The following is a 20745-nucleotide window of genomic DNA, read 5'->3' as shown; positions in this document are numbered from 1 at the left end:
GTAAACAGTAACTATTACTGTTATTGATATAATAGCAGACTTCCCCAATTCTTGCAAGTCCTTTTTTTCATTTTCTCAAATTTTTTTCGTCTCCCCTTCCCTATACAGAAAACGAGCTTGCCGCAGAGGCGGCAAGCTCGCTCTTTCCGGCGATTTATTCGGACACAAAGACCTGAAGCGTAGAAGTCAGGTTACGTCCGGGGGTGGCCAGGGTCTGACCCTTATAATACATAGCGGTGGAACCGCCGCCGTCCATGTTGATGGCATCCACACAGCCCAGAGCCAGCATCAGATCCCGCATCTGCTCAATGGAGGCAGCCTTCACGTTGACCAGCAGCAGCTTGCCGTCCTTGGTGGTACCTACAGCGGTACGGGGGGTGACGGCGGTAGTAAAGCGGGCCTCCTTGAAGCCGTTATCCAGGCCGGTAAACTTCACGCCGTCCTTCACCAACCGGGGGGAACCAGACACCATGGTCTGCACACCGGTCAGATCGAAGCCCTCTTCATCATCCCGCTGGAGGTAGGGCCGCAGGGCTACAGTGCGGCCTGCCTCAAACTGATTGAAGAAGTCGTAGTTGGTGACGGTGTCGCTGGAGTAGAGCACATAGCCGTTAGCGGGGATGGCTACCGTCTGACCGGCAGATACCATCTGGAAGCTGGTGGTCACATTGTTGACTACGGTCAACGCGGAACCAGGATAGGTGACCTGGAAAGAGGTACCCCGGGCGGGGGTGTAGAGCACCGCCTGCCCGCTGAACTGCTTGAGCATATTGACCTCGTAGGCGTCCCACCAGCGGTAGGCGCCGCCGTCTACCGTCTCAATGCGGACAAAGACGGGAGGCCGGCCGTAGCGCATCTCGTTGGTATCGGTGATGCCCAGAGAGGACAGGCCGGAGCTGGCATACATAAACTGGCCGTTCACCATCAGGTGGCCGATGGGGTCCTTGATGGTCTTTTCGCTCTCAAAGAAGTTGGCGTTGATCACCGCTACCGCCCCGGAACTGGCGGCAATGGACTGGAAGCTCTGAGGCGAATTGAGCTTGCCGCCGGCGAGTACCGACTTGACGCTCACCCGGGGGTCCTTCATATTGACGGTGATCACGTTGGCATTGACGGTGCCGGAGGCCAGCGTGTAGCTCTTAGAGGTAAGGGTCACCGGGTCCTCCTTGGGGGTGGTCTTTTCCACCAGCTTCTGGACCTGGGGCAGGCTGGTGAGATTGTTCTTATCCACCTCGCCGTTGGCTACCACCACAATCTGGTTCTTGCCCTCCCATTCCACGGTCAGGCCCAGATTCTCGCTGACAAAGCGCACCGGCACGAAGGTGCGGTTGTTTTTTGCCCGCATAGGCACATCCATGGTCACCGCTTCCCCATTGACCAGGGCGGTGGTGGAGTCCAACTCCAGCTCCACCGAGGTGCCGTTCAGGGAGCAGCGCACACCATTGGTCTCCTGTACCCACTCCACGGTGCCGCCGAAGGCCTCAATCATCCGGCGGATAGGCAGCATGGTACGGCCATTCTCGGCCATCAGCACCACGGCACTGCTGGTCTCGTCGATTTGAGTCACAGTATCATCAATCACGCACCAGGGGCTATTGTACCGCATGGTGATGACCAGATCAGGCTGTGCGGCGGAGGCGGCGGGGATCAGGCCCAGCATCAGCACCAGCGCAGCCAGCAGGGACAATACGCGTCTTTTCACAGGCATACATCCTCTCTTCTCTCCCCAGAGGGAGTATTTAAGTTTAGTATACCAATTCTGAAAGGAAGCTTCAATGCTCTTGCCGCATAGTATTTCAGGCAAAAAGAAACCGGCAGAGCGCGCTCTGCCGGTTGTCTGTTATCCCTTTCCCTTGCGGGGACGGGCATTCTTTTTTGGCTTGGCCACCGCCCATCCGGCTTTGCGGGTGGGTTTGGCCTGGGGTTTGTCGCCCTTCTGGGCCGCCGTTTTACTTCCCTTGCCGGTTCTGCCCCGGTTGGAGGTCTGTTTGCTCTCCTGAGGCTTGCCATATTTCTCTGGCCGCAGCAGACAGTCTTTCCCGAAACCGATGAGGTCCTCCCGGTGGGCCCGGTGGAGGGCCTCCCGTACCAGGGCCCGTTTCTCCGGCCGCTTCCACTGCATCAAAGCCCGCTGCATGGCCTTTTCGTGGGGGTCCTTAGGCACATATACCGGCTTCATGGTCCGGGGATCAATGCCGGTATAGTACATACAGGTGGACAGGGTGCCCGGTGTGGGATAGAAGTCCTGGACCTGCTCAGGCTGACGGCCGGTGCGGTTGAGCCATTGGGCCAGCTCCACCGCGTCGTTCAGCGTACAGCCAGGGTGAGAGGACATGAGATAGGGCACCAGATACTGCTCCTTGCCGTACTTCTGGTTCAGGGACTCGTACTTCCGCTTGAATCTCTCGTATACCTCGATATGGGGCTTACCCATGTAGTCCAGCACCGAGTTGACGCAGTGCTCCGGGGCCACCTTCAGCTGGCCGGACACATGGTACTTCACCAGTTCGGCGAAGAATTCCCCGCTCTTATCCTTCTGCATAAAGTCAAAGCGGATGCCCGAGCGGATGAACACCTTTTTCACCCCCGGCACCGCCCGGATTTTCCGCAGCAGCATCAGGTAGTCGGTGTGGTCGGCGTCCAGGTTGGGACAGGCCTCTGGGGCCAGACAGGCCTTTCCCCGGCACAGTCCGGCCTTCATCTGCTTCTTACAGGCAGGCCGCCGGAAGTTGGCGGTTGGGCCGCCCACGTCGTGGATATAGCCCTTGAAGCCGGGGTGATGGGTCAGCCCCTCCACCTCTCTCAGCACACTCTCGTGGCTGCGGGAGGTGATGATCCGCCCCTGATGGAAGGCCAGGGAGCAGAAATTACAGGCACCGAAGCACCCCCGGTTGTGGGCCACCGAGAAGCGCACCTCCTCAATGGCCGGCACGCCCCCCATGTCGTCGTACATGGGGTGAGGTTCCCGGACGTAGGGCAGCTCGGCCACAAAGTCCAGCTCCGCCGTAGTAAGAGGCATGGCGGGGGGATTGACGATGAGCAGCCGGTCCCCATGGCGCTGGAGGATGGCTTTCCCCCGCACCGGATCGTGCTCCTCATACTGGATCATATTGGCCACGGCATACTGCCGCTTATCGGTAGAAACCTGCTCATAGGAGGGGCACTCCACCTTGGGATAGGCGCAGGCGGAGGGATCTTTTGCAATAAAGGCAGTTCCCTTTACATCAGTGATCTCCCCCACCGGGGTACCGGAGGCCAACCGGGCGGCGATCTCCCGGGTGGCGGTCTCACCCATGCCGTACACCAGCAGGTCAGCCTGGCTGTCAAAGAGCACCGAGCGGCGTACCTTGTCCTCCCAGTAGTCGTAGTGGGCAAAGCGGCGAAGGGATGCTTCCAAGCCGCCAATGATCAGGGGAATATCCCCAAAGGCCTCCCGCACCTTGTTGGCATACACAATGGAGGCCCGGTCGGGACGCAGCCCCGCCTGATTGCCCGGGGAATAGGCGTCGTCGTGCCGGCGCTTCCGGGCGGCAGTATAGTGGGCCACCATGGAGTCCAGATTGCCGGCAGACAGCATCACCCCCAGCCGGGGCCGCCCCAGTGCTGTAAAGGCTTCTACCTTGCGCCAGTCCGGCTGGGCCAGGATGGCCACACGGTAGCCCTCGGCCTCCAGCACACGGGAGATGATGGCGCAGCCAAAGGAAGGATGGTCCACATAGGCGTCGCCGGTGATGATGAGAAAGTCGTACCCGTCCCAACCACGCTCTTCCATATCCGCCTTAGAGACGGGCAAAAATCCATTCATATCGTTCCTCAGTCAGTCCTTGGTCTCATAGCCAATGTATTTTTCCAGAATATCCAGGGTCACGCTGCCGTGCTCCTCCCCTACCTTTTCAAAGCCGTACTTCTTATAGAAGCGCTGAGCCACCGCATTCTCCGGAGCGCAGCGCAGCCGCAGGCGGGTACGGCCCAGGGGGCGGAATACCGACACCGCCTGGCCGATCAGCTGAACGCCCAGCCCCCGCTTCCGGTGCTGGGGATTCATGTACACAAAGGGGATGTAGCCGATGCCCTCATCGGCAAAGCGCGCCAGATCCAGCTGGAGCACGCCCGCCACCTCATCTCGCTGCATGGCAACTGTCAAGGCTTTTTCCTTGTCCTGTTCCCAGCAGTGACGGGCATCCTTGCAGAAGCTCGCCCCGTCAAAGGGGACCTCGCTGCCGTGGATATCGATCCAGGCGTCGTGCCGGGCCGCCAGATAGAGTTCCTCTTCCCGCTCCAAGTCCAGAGGACGGAACCACATATTGGCGTCTGCAATACTCCCCTCCCGGGACTTCCACCACTTCTGTCTGGCCAGGGTAGAGATCTCCTCCGGCAGGTGGGAGTTGTCGTTCTCATAGACGATGGAGATCTGGTCTCCCTCCACCTCCAGACAGGTGACACCGGTGTTGTCACTGTGACCCAGGCTGTCCATCTCACCGGGACCCAGGCCCCGGATGGCACCCTGGAGACAGCGGATGGCAGAGCCGTGGGAGAACAGAGCCACCGTCTGGCCGGGATGCTTGGCGGCGATATCCAGCACCGCGCCCTTCATCCGGGCCTGAACCTGGGCGAAGGTCTCGCCCCCCTCCACCTGGAACTCGGGGGAAGCATGGTTGAAGCGGATGAGCCGCATGGCATCGTGCCGCTCCAGGTCACCCCAGGGCTTGTCCTCCCACTCTCCTACGCCGATCTCCCGCAGGGCCGGGGTGGTGTTCAGTTCCAGGCCGTGGCTGGGATAGATGGCCGTGGCGGTGGTCATGGTACGAAACAGATCGCTGGAGTACACCGCGTCGATATGCACGTCGGCAAACCGTCCACGGAGGGCGGCAATCTGCCGGTATCCGTTGTCAGTAATGAGGCTGTTGTACCAGCCGTGAACCCGGCGGTACAGGTTGCCCTCCGCCTCCGCGTGGCGGATGATATAAACCTTAGTCACAGTAGGCACCCTCTTCGGATCAGGATAAAAGCATTACCAGGGGCGCACGCCGCCTGTCAGGTCAGAAACCTTATCAAGGCCCTGGGCAGAGGCGATTGCCGCCAGGCCGTCCCGCACCTTGATGGGGGCGTAGGGATCGGCGAAGCAGGCGGTGCCCACCGCCACGGCGGAGGCGCCCGCCAGCATCAGCTGGGCCGCGTCCTCTCCCTTGGCCACGCCGCCCATGCCCAGGATGGGCAGATCCACGGCGCAGGCTACCTCCCATACCATCCGCACCGCCACAGGCAGCACGGCAGGGCCGGACAGGCCGCCGGTGTTCATCTTCAGGATGGGGCGGCGGGTGTTCAGGTCGATGCGCATACCCCGCAGGGTGTTGATGAGGGACAGAGCGTCAGCGCCGGCATCAGCCACCGCACGGGCGATCTCGGTGATGTCGGTGACGTTGGGAGACAGCTTCACCATCACAGGGATGGTGGAATGGCTCTTGGCCATCTTGGTGACCTCGGCAGCCAGCTCGGGCTTGGTGCCGTAGGCCAGACCGCCCGCCTTCACGTTGGGGCAGGAGATGTTGACCTCGATCATATCCACACCCGCTGCCGACAGCTTCTCGCACATGATGCCATACTCCTCAGGCGTGTTGCCCGAGATGTTGGCGATGATAGCCAGATCGTGCTTCTTCAGCTCGGGCAGCTCGTGCTCGATAAAGGCGTCCACACCGGGGTTCTGCAGACCCACGGAGTTGAGGATACCCATGGGAGTCTCGGCGATCCGGGGGGGCGGATTGCCTTCTCTTCTGTGAAGGGTAAGGCCCTTACAGCAGATGCCGCCCAGTTCATTCAGGTTATAGAACTGGCCGTATTCCCGGCCGAAGCCGAAGGTACCGGAGGCCACCACCACCGGATTTTTCATCTTGACGCCCGCCAGATCGACGGACAGATCCACCTTAGACATTCCAGTCCACCTCCTTGGCGTCGAATACCGGGCCGTCCTTGCAGACGTGCTTCATGGTGCCGTCGGCCATCTGGACGGCGCAGCCCAGGCAGGCACCCACGCCGCAGGCCATCCGCTCCTCCAGGGAGACCTGGCAGGGCACGCCGTACTCGGCCGCTACCTTGGCCACATTCTTCAGCATGGGCTTGGGGCCGCAGACCAGAACAGCTGTAAAGTTTTTATCCTTTTCAAGGATATCCTTCAGCTGGGCGTCCACAAAGCCGTGGCGGCCCAGGGAACCGTCGTCACTGCAGAGGTAAACCGCCTCGCAGTAGTCCCGGTAATCCTCCACCAGCATGGCCCGGTCGGCAGACCGGAAGCCCAGTATAGCGGTGGAGTTCTTGGCGGTAAAGGCTGCCTGACCCAGCAGCGGGGGCACACCGATGCCGCCGCCCACCAGCAGCAGCCGGTCATTGGGGGTAACGGTAAAGCCGTTGCCCAGAGGGCCCAGCACATTCACCTTGTCCCCCACCTGGCGCTGAGCCAGCCACTTGGTACCCTCACCCCGCACCTCAAAGACCACGCGGGCAGTGTCTTGGGGCTCGTCCTCCTGGACCATGCAAACCGAGATGGGCCGGCGGAGAAGCAAACCCTCCCCGCAGGCGATATGGAGGAACTGACCGGCCATCAGGCCCTCCTTTTTCACCATATCCCCCACCTCCAGGGTGAAGGAATAGGCATACTCGTTCAGCTTGGCCGCCTCAACGATGGTACAGATCTGTTCAATGGGCATACTATCCCTCATTTCCACTTATTTGGCAGACTCGTCCCCGTGGACGGTCTCAGTCATGGTCTTCAGATCCATGATGCTGCCGCACACCGGACAGATCCGGTTGCGGCGCATGGTACCGCAGGTGGGGCAGCGGAAGGGCTCCGCTGCCACCAGTCCCGCCGCGATCTGCTGCTGAAGGATCTCCTGCCAGTTCCATTCCCGGTGCTGGCCGATCTTCCATTTGCTGACCTCGTCCTCACGGACACCTTGTTTCTCTCTCTCTTGCTCTGACATAGGCCGCTCCGATTACGCGATGGTAGTAAAGCGGGCGATGTCGTCCCGCATGGCGATCGCGGCGTTGCGGGCGGCCTCCTGGTAATCCATGCCGTCCTTCCCGGTCTTCTGCCAGGCGCAGATGATGCCGCGGGAGGAGTTGACGATGGCGCCATGGCCGTCCTTCTGGAAGGCATACTGCACATCCTCGGCAGTGCCGCCCTGGGCGCCATAGCCGGGCACCAGCAGGAAGGTGTGGGGCATCCGGGCGCGCAGCTTCTGCAGCTCTTCCGGATAGGTGGCGCCTGCCACCGCACCGGCCATGGTATAGCCATACTTGCCCTCGGTGCCCGCGCCCCACTTCTCAATGAGGTCGGCCATCAGGCCGTACACGGTGTCGCCCTCACCGGCGGACACGTTCTGCAGCTCGCCGGAGCCGGGGTTGGAGGTCTTGGCCAGGATGAAGGCGCACTTGTCCATCTCCTTGCAGGTCTTGAGGAAGGGATTGACGCTGTCGGCGCCCATGTAGCCGTTGAGGGTGACGCAGTCGGCATCAAAGACGCTGAGCATCTGCTCCCCTACCTTGGTCTTGCCCAGCCAGCCGTCGGAATAGGCCTCGGCGGTAGAGCCGATGTCGCCGCGCTTGATGTCGGCGATGACATACAGGCCCTGCTCCTTGGCATAGCGGATGGTGCGCTCCAGCACCTCCATACCCCGCCAGCCCAGGCGCTCATAATAGGCGGACTGGGGCTTGACGGCGGGCACGATGTCCTTCAGTGCGTCCATCAGACCGCAGTTGAAGCGGTAAATGGCCTCGGCGGCACCCTCCAGGGTCTCGCCGTACTTGTCATAGCACTCCTTGCGGATGTGGGCGGGCACATACTCCGGCTTGGGGTCCAGACCCGCCACAGTGGGGTTTTTCTTGGCAATGATGGCTTCCTGCAGACGATCGAAGGACATAGTTCATTCTCCTTTATCTCTTAAAATCTCTTATTTCTCATCCTGATAAATGATCTTTCCGCCCACGATGGTGTACTTGATCTTTCCCTTCAGCTCCTTGCCGGCGAAGGGGGTGTTGCGGCCCTTGGAGGCAAACTGCTCCGGGTCCACCGTCCACACCTCATCCGGGTCGAAGATAACCACGTCGGCATCAGCGCCGATGGCCAGCCGGCCCTTGGTGGGCAGACGGAGGATGCAGGCAGGATTGATGGTCATTTTCCGCAGAATATCGGACAGGGGCAGCTCCCCAGTGTGGTACAGATAGGTCAGGGTAACGCCCAGGGCAGTCTCCAGGCCCACCATGCCGCTAGGGGCCTCGGTGAGGGGCCGGGCCTTCTCCTCGGCGGAGTGGGGGGCGTGATCGGTAGCGATGGCGTCGATGGTGCCGTCCTTCAGGCCCTCGATGATTGCCTCCACATCGGACCAGGTCCGCAGAGGCGGGTTGACACGGGCCATGGTGCCCTGGGCCAAAATCTCATCCTCGGTGAGGGAGAAATACTGGGGGCAGGTCTCACAGGTGATCTGTACGCCCTTGCGCTTGTACCGCCGGACAATGGCCACCGATTTTGCGGTGGAGATGTGGCAGATGTGGACCGCCGCGCCGGTCTCCTCGGCCAGCATGGCATCCCGGGCTACCATCAACTCCTCGGCGATGGCGGGCCGTCCGTTCAGCCGCAGCTGGCGGGATACCCGTCCCTCGTTGACGGCGTAGTTTTTCACCATATCCGCGTCCTCACAGTGGGACAGGATGGTGAGATCCTGCCGGTGGGCCATAATGAGGCCGTCCCGCATCAGGTTGGCGTTCTGGATGGGCACACCGTCGTCGGACAGGGCCACTACTCCCGCACCTTTCAGAGCCTCAAAATCGGTGAGTTCCTGGCCTCGCTGTCCCTTGGACACCGAGCCGATGGGCCAGACATGGACCCCGCAGGCCTCCGCCGCCTTTCTGCGGACAAAGTCCACCTGCTCGGGGCAGTCCACCGTGGGCCTGGTGTTGGGCATACAGGCGATGGAGGTAAAGCCGCCCCGGGCGGCGGCTGCCGCGCCGGTCTCGATGGTCTCCTTGTACTCAAATCCGGGCTCCCGCAGGTGGACGTGCATATCCACCAGTCCGGCGCACACGGTCAGTCCTGCCGCATCGATGATCTGAGCGCCCGGCTCATTGATGTTGCTGCCGATGACAGTCACCTTTCCGTCTTCCATCAGGATATCCATGACACCGCCGATGCCCCCCACAGGGTCCACCAGGCGTCCCTGACGAATCAACAGTTTCACTGGATCACTCCTTTCCGTTCCGCGGGCCGGCTCTGTGGCCGAAACCCACATTTGCACAGCAAAAAAGGGTACAGGTCCTTCCCCCGTCCCCTCCTGCAAGCCACTCTGTTCTTCGCCCTTCATTATAACTTGAATCGCATATTTTAGCAATGGATTTTTCAGCATTCCGGGCAATAATAAATACGGACATCCAAGGAAGGGAGCTGAGCAAATGACTAATCACACCTTTTTAGGCGGCATGGGCCTTGGCATTCTGGCCGGGGCCGCTATGGGCATGGCGGTAGCCGCCAAGGGGATGCAGAATCCCAAAATGCGCCGCATGGCCAAAAAGGCCACCCGGAAGATGGACCAGATGAAGGATGATCTGGCCGACACCATGGGCTTTTAAGCCAAAAACAGCAAAAAAGACCGCCGTTGGCGGTCTTTTTTGCTGCAATTACTCAGTAGAGCTGCCGGATCAGCTCCGCACAGCGGTCGATGCCCAGGGTTCCGCTGTTGAGGGTAAGGTCATAGTTCTGGGCGTGGCCCCACTTCATATCGGTATAGAACCGGTGGTAGGCCGCCCGGCGCTTATCCTTCTCTTTCAGCCGCTGCTCCGGAGAGGCCTCCCGCTCACCGTACACCTCCACGATCCGTTTGGCCTGGAAGGCCATATCCGCGTGGATAAATACCCGCAGGCAGTCGGCCTTGTCCCGAAGGATATAGTCGGCACACCGGCCCACAATGATGCAGGATTCCTTCTCCGCCAGTTCGATGATGATCCTGCACTGGATCTTCCAGATATAGTCCTCGTTGGTGGGGCCCGCGGTACCGTGGGCAAAGGCGGAGGCCAGTATCCCGCCGGGGGCATACTCCCCCGCCTCCTTGATATAATTTTTGTGAAAACCACTCTCCGCCGCAATCTTCTCAATCAGCTCACTGTCATAGCAGGCAATGCCCAGAGCCTCGGCCACCTTTTTGCCAATGGTACGGCCGCCGCTGCCAAATTCACGGCTGATGGTGATGATCCGTTTTTTCATGATTGATCCACTCCTTTTTATGCGATCTCAGGCGCTTCGGATTGCAGCCGGTGCTCCCGCTTCAGGTGGCTGTGCTCATGGATCAGCAGGCCCAGAGAGAGCAGGAAGGCCAGGCCGTCGGCTACAGGGCCGGTCCACAGCACCCCTTCCACCCCCAGGAACAGGGGCAGGATCAAAGCCGCGGGCACAAAGAAAATGATCTGACGGGCCAGGGAGAGAATGGAGGATTTAACAGGCTTGCCTACCGCCTGGAGATAGACTGCCGCCACCGTCTGGAACCCGGTAAGGGGGCAGAGCATCAGGAAAATGCGGAAGGCCTTTACAGCAAACTCGTTATAAAGCCCCTCCTCGGAGCCAAACAGCATGACTACGCTCATGGGCGCGAACTGGAAAATCAAAAAGGCTACGATGGACACCACCTCAGAGGCGATGAGGGAAATTTCCAGGGCTTTTTTCACCCGCTTGAAGTTTTTGGCACCGTAGTTGAAACCGATGATTGGCTGGGTACCGGTGGCGATGCCCAGCAGAATAGCAATCATGATCTGGTTGACCTTCATCACAATACCGGTGGCGGTCAGAGGGATCTCTGCACCATAAACAGAGGTAGCACCATAAACCGCCAGCAGGTTATTGGTCAGCGCCATAACAATGGTGATGGCAAACTGGGTGATAAAGCTGCTCAGGCCGAAGGTAAGGATATTGCCGCAGGTCCGGCCGTTCAGGCGGAAGGAGGCGGCATCAGGATGGACGGTCTTGAACCGGGGCAGATAGACCGCCGACACCACAAAGGAGGCCACCTGCCCGATCACCGTAGCGATGGCAGCACCCTGTACCCCCATATGAAAAACAAAGATAAAGACCGGGTCCAGAATCACGTTGAGGACCGCACCGATGATCATGGAAAACATGGCGTATTTGGGGCTGCCATCCGCACGGATCATGGAATTGATGGCGGCTGATATCATCATAAAAGGCAGACCGAGGCCAATGATGAAGCCATACTCCAAGGCCAGAGACCGCAGCAGGTCGGTTGCGCCGAAGAGGGTCAGGATCGGGTCGATGAACAGCAGGAACACCACAGCCAGGACGATGCTGACCACGGTCACCAGGGCAACCGCGTTGCCCACGCCCTTCTTGGCCACGTCCACCTTGCCCTCACCCAGCTTCAGGCTCAGAAAGGCTGCGCCGCCGTTGCCGATCATCATAGCCAGTGCCAGGGCAATGATGGTGATGGGAAACACCACATTGGTGGCGCCGTTGCCCAGGTAGCCCACGCCCCAGCCGATGAAGATCTGGTCCACGATGTTGTACAGGGAATTGACCAGCAGGGCAATGACGCTGGGAACGGCAAATTTCAGGATCAACCGGCCAATGGGCTCCGTGGCAAAGGGACTCTCGCGCTCTGGTACTTCTTTTTCCATCTTGACTTGCACTCCTTTTAGGTAACTAGTTACTTATTTAGCGATAAAAAAGCAGGCAGCGCGCTTGAGTTATCTCCTCAGCACACTGCCTGGGAATTCACTTTTTCTGACGGAAAGGGTCACTCCAGATCGATGTTGCTCAAGATCAGATCAATGGCCTCCCCCAGCATTTCCTTTTGCTGGGGCGTAAAATCCCGGCACAGCTCCTCCAATACCTCCCTGTCCTGCTCCAGAATGGTCTCATGGATTCCCGCAGAGCGCTCGGTACAGGTAATTTTCTTATATCGCCGGTCCTTCTCACTGGGCACGCACCGAACCAGGCCCTTGCTCTCCAGCCGCTGGAGCATCTTGGTCATGGCTGGATGGGTCACGTGCTCAATGTGCTCCAGGTCGTTTTGGTGGATCTCCTCTTTCCCGGCCGCCTCCAGACGGCTCACCGATCCCAGTACCCGCAGCTGGGCCCAGGTCAGACCCATGTCAGCTGCCTTCTCATCCATCCGCCTGCGGAATTCCCGGCTGATGACTGCGATCTTCAGGCCAAAGGGCATCCTTCCCGTCATGCTTCCACCTCATCCAAATAAGTAACTAGTTACATATTATACCCTTTCCTGCGGTTTGTCAAGGCGGCTGGTCACATCAGCCGTAAAATCTCCCGCTTGAGCCGGGCGATGATCCGCTTTTCCAGCCGGGAGATGTAGGACTGTGAGATGCCCAGGCTGTCGGCTACCTCCTTCTGGGTGCGCTCCGGCTTGCCGTCCAGGCCGAAGCGAAGCGTGATGATATGCCGCTCCCGCTCCTCCAGCCGCTCCAGAGCGTCGGAGAGCAGCTTGCGGTCCACATCCTCCTCGATGGGTTTCATCACCAGATCGCTGTCAGTGCCCAGAATGTCGGAGAGCAGCAGTTCGTTGCCGTCCCAGTCGGTATTTAGCGGCTCGTCAAAGGATACCTCGCTTTTCAGATTGGTGGTCTTGCGCAGATGCATCAAAATCTCATTTTCGATACATCGGGAGGCATAAGTAGCCAATTTGATGTTTTTGGCAGGCTGGTAGGTGTTGATGGCCTTGATGAGCCCGATGGTGCCGATGGAGATGAGGTCCTCAATACCTACCCCCGTATTTTCAAACCGGCGGGCGATATACACCACCAGCCGCAGGTTGCGCTCGATAAGCTGGGATTTCACCCCCTCGTCCCCCTCATCCAGGCGGCGGATGAGTTCCGCCTCCTCATCCCGGGACAGTGGGGGCGGCAGGGTGTCGCTCCCCCCGATGTACATGATTTTGCCCGGCAGCCTCAGCCCCAGCCGCGCCAGCAGCTTTTGTATGCGCCCATACCAGCGCGTCTTCCAGCTCTTCATAGCCATCCTCCTTTATGCTCCGATGAGGGCGCAGTAGCCGCCCCCGTCGGTGAGCCCGGTGGGCGACAGCGCCACCAACAGAGGACCGTAGTCCTCCCCGCCCACCTTTACCTTGTCACTTCGCAGGGCCAGCAGCAGCCCACACTCTACCCCCACGGCCTGATAGGATAACAGCCGGCACCGCAGGCCTGCGTTGCTCAGCCGCTCCAGAGCAGCGGAAGGGTCGCGGAGCTCCGCCTGACAGGGGGCGGTCCCCGGCGGAAACAGGGCCTTTACCTTCTCCCCCTCTGCCACCAATACCGGCCTGCCGGTGGCCGGGTCGGTAAGCGTGTTGCCCGTATCCACCAATGCGGTGAGGACCGCCCGTCGTCCCCCCAGTTCCACGACTGCCGGGGCCAGCTCCCGCCGGGAGCTGTGGCGGGCGGCACGCTGAAAGAGCAGGGTAACAAGCCCATAGCACCCCGCCGCCGACAGCAGTACCAGCTTCAGGTCAAGGGGAGATGCCAACACCCCATTGGCCATAGTAAGGCTGCGGCTGCCCAGCATCTGAAGGGCAAAGATACCTCCGCCAAAGGCAGCGGACACCACAAAGAACACCAGGCATGCCCGCAGCAGCCGTCGGCTGCCGCCGTAGCCCACCAGCACCGTGGCTACCCCCGCCCCCACCTTGCACAGGGGGTGGACCAGAAAGCCCAGCCCCGGCAGAAACACCGCCCCGGCGTAGATGGCTCCCAGGGCGGCCCCCAGGGCCAGACGGCCCCGGCGAAGCACCTCCCCCGCCAGCCGGCCGGCGGCCAGCAGCAGCAGATAGTCCACCACAAAGTTCAGCAGAAACACCTGGTCCAGATAGACCACCCTCATGCCCCTCCCCCCTTCCAGCGTGCAGGCATTATTATACCTGCCTGTCTCCATAAAAAAGGTCAGATTGGGGACAGGGCGCAAAAATGGCCCGCCGCGGATTTACACTCCGCGGCGGGCCATTTTATGACAGGATTTGATGGAATCAGATGGTGAGCAGGGGCGCCCGGCTCTTGATAAGCTCGGTGAGGGGCGGACCCCAGGGGATCACCTCCAGGCCCATATCCCGCAGCTCCTGCTCCACTCCCAGCTCCCGGGCGCAGGTGACGCAGGCCGAGAAGGCCACCCCCTGCTCCATGGCCAGGGTGATGCGCTCCCGCACCGCCGGGTCATGGGCGGCCAGGGCCGCCGTGTCTCCCCAGATAATGACGGTCACCTTCTCCCACCAGCCCCGGACCAGGCTGTTGACAGCGTACATCAGCACCATCTTGTCAAAGACAGTAGGGTCGGCGTTGGTCCACAAAATATGCAGGTGATTCTCATCCATGGTCAGTTTCCCCCCACCAGTTCCGCCATAGCGGCGCGCAGGGCTTTCATCTCCTCGTCGGTGCCGATGGTGATCCGCAGGTAGTTGCTGATGCGGGGCTTGTTCCACCAGCGCACCAGAATACCCCGCTCCCGCAGGCCGTCCAGCAGGGTCTTGGCGGGCACATCGGGATGGGAGACAAAGAGGAAATTGGCGGCGGAGTCGGTAACAATAAAGCCCAGCTTCTTCAGGTGGGCGGCAGTACACTCCCGGGTGTTCTGGATCTTCATAGAGGTGGCCCGCAGATAATCCCGGTCCCGCAGGGCCCCCTCGGCTCCCGCCAGGGCCAGGCGATCCAGGGTATAGGAGTTAAAGGAGTTCTTCACGCAGTTGAGGGCGGCGATCAGCTCCTCGTTGCCCATGGCAAAGCCCACCCGCAGTCCGGCCAGGGACCGGGATTTGGACATGGTCTGCACCACCACCAGGTTGGGGTATCGGTCAATGAGCTCCACGGCGGAGTGGGCGCCGAAGTCCACATAGGCCTCGTCCACCACCACCACAGCATCGGGGTTGGCCTCCAGCACCGCCCGGATGCCGCACAGGGACAGCTCCCGTCCGGTGGGGGCGTTGGGATTGGCAATCACTACGCCGCCGTTGGGCTCCAGGAAAGACTCCAGAGGCAGAGCAAAATTCTCGTCCAGCGGCACCTCCCGGTAGGTCAGGCCGTACAGGTCGGCATAGACGGGATAAAAGCTGTATGTAATGTCCGCAAAGAGGATGGGCCGGTCCGGGTCAAAGAAGGCCTGAAAACACATAGCCAGCACCTCGTCGGAACCGTTGCCCACAAAGATCTGGGAGGGTTTCAGGCCGTAGGTGGCCCCCAGCAGCTCCCGCAGGGTGGTGCAATCCGGGTCGGGATAGAGCCGCAGGGTGTCGCAGGCCGCTTCCCGGATGGCGGCCAGGGCCATGGGAGAGGGCGGATAGGGGTTCTCATTGGTGTTCAGCTTAATGAATTTCCGGTCCCGGGGCTGCTCCCCCGGCACATAGGGGGTCAGTGCTCTGGCCCGCGCGCTCCAATACTGGTTCATGTCTCGTCCTCCCCCGGCCGAATGATCTTCTTAATGCTTTTTTCCGCTTTGCTCCGGGGGATCATCAGCTCATGGCCGCATCCCGCGCATCGCAGACGGAAATCCATCCCTACCCGCAGCACCTGCCACCGCCGGCTGCCGCAGGGGTGCTCTTTCTTCAGCTCCAGCACGTCGCCTACATGGATGTCCATGGGTTCTCCCCCTTTTGCTTCACTTTATCCGTGTAAAGAATATTATAAATTCCCGGTCCTCCTCTGTCAATTCAAGGTTCCCCATTGCATATCATTGTCTGGTAAGAAAAAAATCACCCCAACGCAGAAAGGATTTGGTCAGATTGACGAACCGTTTTCCACCCGAGGGGCGGCTGCTCCACACCCCGGAAAATCAGGCTGCCTGCGCCGACGCCCAAGGGCTCAGGCAGGCTATGGAGTCGGAGGCGGTGCTGGAGGGGACCGCCCTGCTGTGTACGCCGGAGCACGATCTCGTCGTGGCCGTAGGCCCCTATCGGGGGCTCATTCCCCGGACGGAGGCCGCCCTGGGCATTGCCGAGGGGGTCACCCGGGACATTGCCATCCTCTCCAGAGTTGGCAAGCCAGTTTGCTTTACAGTCACTTCTATGGAGGAATCCGACGGGGAGCCCCGCCCCCTGCTCTCCCGGCGGCGGGCCCAGCAGAAGGCGCTGTCCTACCTGCTGGAGCACTGGAAGTCCGGTCAGGTCATTTCCGCCCGGGTCACCCATCTGGAGCCCTTTGGCGCCTTTGTGGACATAGGCTGCGGGGTACCCTCACTCATTGGGGTGGAAAATATTTCGGTGTCCCGCATCCCCCACCCCGCCGTCCGGTTCCGGGTGGGGCAGGACATTCTGGCGGCGGTGCTGGACCTGGACCCGGCCCTGGGCCGGATCTACCTGACCCACAAGGAGCTGCTGGGCACCTGGGCAGAGAACGTGGCCCCCTTCCAGCCGGGCATGACGGTGCCTGGGGTGGTGCGTGGGGTCAAGGACTATGGCGTGTTCGTGGAACTGACCCCCAACCTGTCCGGACTGGCGGAGCAGGACTGCCGCCTCACCGAGGGCGCTCGGGTGTCGGTGTACATCAAGGCCATCCTGCCCGAGCGGATGAAGATCAAGCTGCTGGCCATTGAGCCCCTGCCTCCATTGGGAGACCCCCAGCCCCTCCACTACTTCATCCGGGAGGGGCGGCTGGACCACTGGAAATACGCACCCCCCGGCTGCGTGAAGGTGGGCGCAGAGACCATCTTTGCCGACTGAGCAAGTCCCCGGACAGCTTTTGCTGTCCGGGGGCTTCTGTTATTGCCCATCCCTCCTTGGGTATGATAAAATCGTAAGAAATACGAAAGGTTTCCTCCCCGACTTTGAAAGAAACCTCTGCTATGCTGTACCCATGGAGGGATCAATATGAATGAAGCCATTCTTGTGGTGGACGACGACGCTGAAATCGTCCGCGCCATCGCGATTTTGCTGGAAAAAGAGGGCTACCGGGTGCTGAAGGCCTACAACGGCCTCCAGGCCCTGGATCTGGCTATGGACCCGTCTCTGCGGCTCATCCTGATGGATGTGATGATGCCCAAGCTGGACGGGCTGTCTGCCGTGCTCAAGATCCGGGAGCAGCGCAACCTGCCCATTCTCATCCTCAGCGCCAAGGGGGAGGATACCGACAAGATCCTGGGCCTGTCCATGGGGGCAGACGACTATATCGCCAAGCCCTTCCACCCCCAGGAGCTGGTGGCCCGGGTACGCAGCCACCTGCGGCGGTACACCCAACTGGGAGACGTGAACGCTCCCAGCCAGAAGGCGGAACTGGTCACCGGGCGGCTATGCTATCTGCCCGACCAAAAGACGCTGCTGGCTGACGGCGTGCCGGTGCGGCTCACCGCCACCGAGCTGAAGATCGTGGACCTGCTGATGCGCAACCTGGGCCGGGTGTTCCCCGCCGAGGAGATCTACCGCCGGGTGTGGAACGAGGAGCCCTATTCCGCAGAAAACACGGTGATGGTACATATTCGCCGCATTCGGGAAAAAATCGAGCTCAATCCCAAAGAGCCGGAATATTTAAAGGTGGTGTGGGGCATTGGATACAAAATCGAGAAGCATTAAGCCCGCCCTGGCCTTTTGGGCCCTGTTTTTCGGCGTCAATCTGCTCATACTGGCCCTGGCCGCCGGCTATTCAGCAGTCCACACCCTGGGCTGGCACGGCATCAGCGACGCTTTCCAGTCCGATTATCAGAATACCGCCGACTTTCGGCGCACCATCTCACAGTGGTTTTACAGCTTTGCCGACCCGGACTGGCAGGAACATTACCAGCTGAGCGATCAAAATCTGCTCTACAAGGTAACCAAAGACGGTCAGACGGTGACCACCAACGCCGACGGCCTCTCCCCCGACGCTTTGCCGGAGGGATACAACTTCCTGCTCTATTTCGACGGGGAGACCGTCACCATTCAAAAGGACGGCCAGGAAATAGACATTTACGGCGACGGCTACTATCGGGGGGAAGATCAGTGGAACCTGCCCGGCTACCACAATATACCGGTCCCCCAGTCCTACGCCGGGCTCACCATCACTATGGCTGTGGCCAAAGAACCGGTGGCCTATATTGCGGACACCGCTGCTCTGACCGGTGATGTCATAACCGACAGCGGCCTCTACTCCACAATGGATTATGCCGCCCGCCTGCAGTTTCCCCTGATCCTGTTCGTGGTGGTCCCGCTGGCGGTGGGAGCTGTGCTGCTGCTCTGGTCCATCCTGTGGCACAAACACAAGGTGCGGGCAGACCAGGCCATTGCATGGTTCACCGGGAAGATCTGGCTAGAGGTCAAGCTGGTGCTGCTCATTCCCTTCTTTCTGGCCTGCATCGCCGCCTTTTTCTGTCTGGTGAGCCTGTATACCGCCCGGTACTACACCATCTGGTTCTATCTGTCGGTACCGGTGGCCCTATGGTGGGCCTACCTCTATCTCAACGACCTGCGATACAACTTCGGCCACATCACCGCCAACAGCCTGTGCGCCCTTCTGGCCCGGCTGTACCGGGGCGGGGAGCTGTCCTGGCCCGCTGGACAGCGGATGATGCGCCGCTCTGCCCTACAGTTCCTGGCGGCTGTGCCCTTTATTCTGGGCTGTATCGTGGTCTTTTTTCTTCTGTTCGGCCCCACCATGTCCCGCCTCCCTATTTTCTTTCTCCTGTTGCTGCTGGCCCTGGCAGGGCTCTTCCTCATCGCCGCCCAGTTGTGGCTTATGAGCCAGAACCGCCGCACCGCCGCCGACGTGGATACCCTGCTCTCCCGCATCCAGGCTGCTGGGACTGGTCAAGCCTCAGCCGCACCTCTGCCCCAAGACTCTGACCTGCGGGCTGCGGTGGAGGGGCTGGACCAGATGGAGGTACGGTTGAAAGACGCCCTGTCTGAGCAGATGAAGAGTGAAAAGCTGAAGCTGGAGCTCATCACCAACGTGTCCCACGACCTCAAGACCCCCCTCACCTCCATGGTGAGCTACACCGAGCTGCTGCGCCAGGAGGAGGACCTGCCCGACCATGTCCGGGACTATATTCTGGTGCTCTATCAAAAGACTCTGCGGCTCCAGGCCATGGTGCAGGACGTGTTTGACGTAAGCAAGGCGGCCACCGGCAATCTGCCGGTCACCATACGGCCCCTGGACTTCGCCAAGCTGCTCCGCCAAACTCTGGCCGACCTGGACGAGGACATCCAGGCCTCCGGCCTTGTTCTCCGCTCCACCCTGCCCGACGGGCCGGTGTGGATTATGGCTGACGGGGACCGGCTGTACCGGGTGTTCCAGAACCTTATTGGCAATGCCCTGAAATATGCTCTGGACGGCTCCCGGATCTACCTCACCCTCTCCGTGGAGGGGGACAGGGCCGCCGCTGTCATTCAGAACACCTCCCGGGAGGAGCTTCCCTACGGCGTGGACTTCACCGAGCGCTTTGTCCGGGGGGACCAGAGCCGCACCGATGGGGGCAGCGGCCTGGGCTTGTCCATTGCCCGTACCTTTACCGAGGCCTGCGGCGGTTCCTTCTCCATCCGCACTCAGGCCGATCTGTTCACCGCGTCAGTAACCTTCCCCCTGACCCAGACCAGACCCCAACCGGAGGTGTCACCATGAAACGAGTGACTTTGCTTCTGCTGTCCCTTCTGCTGCTGGCGGGCTGCGCCCCCAAGGAACCCACCACAGGCGCCTCCGCCATCGATCTGGGAGGCGTGGTGGCAGAGTCCCAGCCGGAGGAATTCTCCAATGGCCTGACGCCCCTCTCCAGCGAACTTGACCCAGAGGGGCTGGAGGCCTATCTGACGGCGGCCTACGGCCTGGACCGGGAGGACTGGGTGGACGCCGTAGCAGCCTACTCTGAAGGGCTCCAGGCCTATGAGCTGGCGGTGATCCAGCTGGCTGACGGCGTGGATGCCGGGTCGGCGGAGGAGCTGCTGCTGGCCTATCTGGAAGGCCGCCAGGCCGACTTTACAGGCTACGCCCCCGACCAGGCTGCCCTGGTGGAGGACGCTCTGCTGCTCCGGCAGGGCAGCTGGCTTCTGCTGGCCATCTGCCCCGATCCCGAGGCCGCCAAGGATGCCTTCCTGACCCGCTTTGACGGCGATACCACCCAGACAGCGGCCCGCCCCTATACGGTGGAGCGGGACAGCCGGGGCTATGTGGTCTTTGATCCTCCCAATGAGGAGGAGATGCCCCTCTACGACACCGCCCCTGTGGTGGAGGCCTACCGCACTGGGGATACCTCCGCCCTGTCCGAAGAGGACGCCGCCATTCTGGAGATATGCCGGCAGGTGCTGGAGGCGGAGATTGACAACGATATGTCCCCGGCGGAGCAGGAACTGGCGGTCCACGACTGGATCATTGACCACGCCGCCTATGACGAGACCCATTCCTCCCCCAACCGCAGCCATCCCTACGGCCTTCTGGTGGAGGGGCAGGCCATCTGCATGGGGTACGCCAACACGTTCCAGCTGTTTATGGACCTGCTGGATATCCCCTGCGTCACGGTGATCGGGGCCTCCAGCGACTCCCGGCAGGACCACGCCTGGAACCTGGTACAGCTGGATGGGGACTGGTATGCAGTGGACACCACCTGGGACGATCCTCTGGGCGGCTTTGTGGATGTACCCGCCGCCAATGAGTTGGGGCACCACACTTACTTTAATGTGACCAGCGATTTTCTCCGGCAGACCGACCACCAGTGGGACTACGACGCCGTCCAGGAGGCGGAGGGTACTTACTGGACCTGGCGGCACCTCACCCGGAGACGCTGAAACGCAAAAAATGGCTGCC

General features: G+C 60.8%; 21 protein-coding genes. 5 read left to right on the top strand and 16 right to left on the bottom strand.

The features are described from left to right. Window positions 1-154 precede the first annotated feature (154 nt). The 8 genes from B5E56_RS05415 to B5E56_RS05380 all read right to left on the bottom strand — a co-directional run bounded on the left by B5E56_RS05415 (window position 155) and on the right by B5E56_RS05380 (window position 9227). Entirely contained in the window at window positions 155-1702 is a 1548-nt protein-coding gene (locus B5E56_RS05415; protein WP_158098670.1) for a stalk domain-containing protein, read from the bottom strand. Between the two features lie 138 nt (window positions 1703-1840). Continuing rightward, window positions 1841-3805 (bottom strand): YgiQ family radical SAM protein, encoded by a 1965-nt coding sequence (locus B5E56_RS05410; RefSeq protein ID WP_087388945.1) that lies wholly within the window; start codon window positions 3803-3805, stop codon window positions 1841-1843. Window positions 3806-3817: 12 nt separating this feature from the next. Further along, window positions 3818-4978 carry a bifunctional histidine phosphatase family protein/GNAT family N-acetyltransferase gene (locus B5E56_RS05405; RefSeq protein WP_087388944.1) on the bottom strand — a complete coding sequence of 387 codons (1161 nt, stop codon included), beginning with the start codon at window positions 4976-4978 and terminating at the stop codon, window positions 3818-3820. Between the two features lie 33 nt (window positions 4979-5011). After that, window positions 5012-5929 carry a dihydroorotate dehydrogenase gene (locus tag B5E56_RS05400; protein ID WP_087271574.1) on the bottom strand — a complete coding sequence of 306 codons (918 nt, stop codon included), beginning with the start codon at window positions 5927-5929 and terminating at the stop codon, window positions 5012-5014. Next, window positions 5922-6701 (bottom strand): dihydroorotate dehydrogenase electron transfer subunit, encoded by a 780-nt coding sequence (locus B5E56_RS05395; RefSeq protein ID WP_087388943.1) that lies wholly within the window; start codon window positions 6699-6701, stop codon window positions 5922-5924. Before B5E56_RS05395 ends, B5E56_RS05400 begins: the two co-directional genes overlap by 8 nt. Window positions 6702-6719: 18 nt before the next feature. Then, window positions 6720-6974, bottom strand: coding sequence for a hypothetical protein (locus tag B5E56_RS05390; protein WP_087271580.1), 255 nt, complete (start codon window positions 6972-6974; stop codon window positions 6720-6722). A 12-nt stretch (window positions 6975-6986) separates the two neighbouring features. Beyond that, window positions 6987-7913 carry an orotidine-5'-phosphate decarboxylase gene (gene pyrF / locus B5E56_RS05385; RefSeq protein WP_087187103.1) on the bottom strand — a complete coding sequence of 309 codons (927 nt, stop codon included), beginning with the start codon at window positions 7911-7913 and terminating at the stop codon, window positions 6987-6989. A 30-nt stretch (window positions 7914-7943) separates the two neighbouring features. Beyond that, window positions 7944-9227 carry a dihydroorotase gene (locus tag B5E56_RS05380; protein WP_087388942.1) on the bottom strand — a complete coding sequence of 428 codons (1284 nt, stop codon included), beginning with the start codon at window positions 9225-9227 and terminating at the stop codon, window positions 7944-7946. Window positions 9228-9438: 211 nt separating this feature from the next. Here B5E56_RS05380 and B5E56_RS14710 point away from each other — a divergent pair, with 211 nt between their 5' ends. Beyond that, window positions 9439-9615, top strand: a complete 177-nt coding sequence (locus tag B5E56_RS14710) for a hypothetical protein (RefSeq protein ID WP_164475006.1) — start codon at window positions 9439-9441, stop codon at window positions 9613-9615. Between the two features lie 52 nt (window positions 9616-9667). On the opposite strand, the gene B5E56_RS05375 is transcribed toward B5E56_RS14710, so the two are convergent. From B5E56_RS05375 to B5E56_RS05340, 8 genes are all read right to left on the bottom strand, one after another. Further along, window positions 9668-10246 (bottom strand): AAA family ATPase, encoded by a 579-nt coding sequence (locus tag B5E56_RS05375; protein ID WP_087388941.1) that lies wholly within the window; start codon window positions 10244-10246, stop codon window positions 9668-9670. A 17-nt stretch (window positions 10247-10263) separates the two neighbouring features. Then, window positions 10264-11667, bottom strand: a complete 1404-nt coding sequence (locus B5E56_RS05370) for an MATE family efflux transporter (RefSeq protein ID WP_087388940.1) — start codon at window positions 11665-11667, stop codon at window positions 10264-10266. Window positions 11668-11786: 119 nt separating this feature from the next. Continuing rightward, complete coding sequence (locus B5E56_RS05365; protein WP_087266093.1) at window positions 11787-12227, bottom strand: MarR family winged helix-turn-helix transcriptional regulator; 441 nt, start codon at window positions 12225-12227, stop codon at window positions 11787-11789. A 71-nt stretch (window positions 12228-12298) separates the two neighbouring features. Further along, on the bottom strand, window positions 12299-13021 hold the full coding sequence (sigE, locus tag B5E56_RS05360) for an RNA polymerase sporulation sigma factor SigE (protein ID WP_087187107.1): 723 nt from the start codon (window positions 13019-13021) through the stop codon (window positions 12299-12301). A gap of 12 nt (window positions 13022-13033) precedes the next feature. Then, window positions 13034-13882 carry a sigma-E processing peptidase SpoIIGA gene (locus B5E56_RS05355; protein WP_087388939.1) on the bottom strand — a complete coding sequence of 283 codons (849 nt, stop codon included), beginning with the start codon at window positions 13880-13882 and terminating at the stop codon, window positions 13034-13036. Window positions 13883-14024: 142 nt separating this feature from the next. After that, complete coding sequence (locus B5E56_RS05350; RefSeq protein WP_087187109.1) at window positions 14025-14366, bottom strand: DsrE family protein; 342 nt, start codon at window positions 14364-14366, stop codon at window positions 14025-14027. Between the two features lie 2 nt (window positions 14367-14368). Beyond that, entirely contained in the window at window positions 14369-15433 is a 1065-nt protein-coding gene (gene hisC, locus B5E56_RS05345; RefSeq protein ID WP_087388938.1) for a histidinol-phosphate transaminase, read from the bottom strand. Continuing rightward, window positions 15430-15624, bottom strand: a complete 195-nt coding sequence (locus B5E56_RS05340) for a DUF951 domain-containing protein (RefSeq protein ID WP_087266101.1) — start codon at window positions 15622-15624, stop codon at window positions 15430-15432. Before B5E56_RS05340 ends, hisC begins: the two co-directional genes overlap by 4 nt. Window positions 15625-15758: 134 nt before the next feature. Between B5E56_RS05340 and B5E56_RS05335 the strand changes: the two genes are divergently transcribed. The 4 genes from B5E56_RS05335 to B5E56_RS05320 all read left to right on the top strand — a co-directional run bounded on the left by B5E56_RS05335 (window position 15759) and on the right by B5E56_RS05320 (window position 20726). Then, complete coding sequence (locus B5E56_RS05335) at window positions 15759-16703, top strand: S1 RNA-binding domain-containing protein (RefSeq protein ID WP_242958777.1); 945 nt, start codon at window positions 15759-15761, stop codon at window positions 16701-16703. Window positions 16704-16850: 147 nt separating this feature from the next. Continuing rightward, window positions 16851-17549 carry a response regulator transcription factor gene (locus B5E56_RS05330; RefSeq protein WP_087388937.1) on the top strand — a complete coding sequence of 233 codons (699 nt, stop codon included), beginning with the start codon at window positions 16851-16853 and terminating at the stop codon, window positions 17547-17549. Continuing rightward, window positions 17524-19569: a sensor histidine kinase gene (locus B5E56_RS05325; protein ID WP_087388936.1), complete on the top strand. Its 2046-nt coding sequence runs from the start codon at window positions 17524-17526 to the stop codon at window positions 19567-19569. The genes B5E56_RS05330 and B5E56_RS05325 overlap by 26 nt, the downstream gene beginning before the upstream one ends. Further along, window positions 19566-20726, top strand: coding sequence for a DUF4358 domain-containing protein (locus B5E56_RS05320; RefSeq protein ID WP_087388935.1), 1161 nt, complete (start codon window positions 19566-19568; stop codon window positions 20724-20726). Before B5E56_RS05325 ends, B5E56_RS05320 begins: the two co-directional genes overlap by 4 nt. The last annotated feature ends 19 nt before the right edge of the window (window positions 20727-20745 follow it).

Origin of the sequence: Flavonifractor sp. An112 (assembly GCF_002161085.1) — a bacterium.
GTDB classification, from domain to species: domain Bacteria; phylum Bacillota; class Clostridia; order Oscillospirales; family Oscillospiraceae; genus Flavonifractor; species Flavonifractor avicola.
This window is presented reverse-complemented; position numbering and strand designations above follow the sequence as displayed.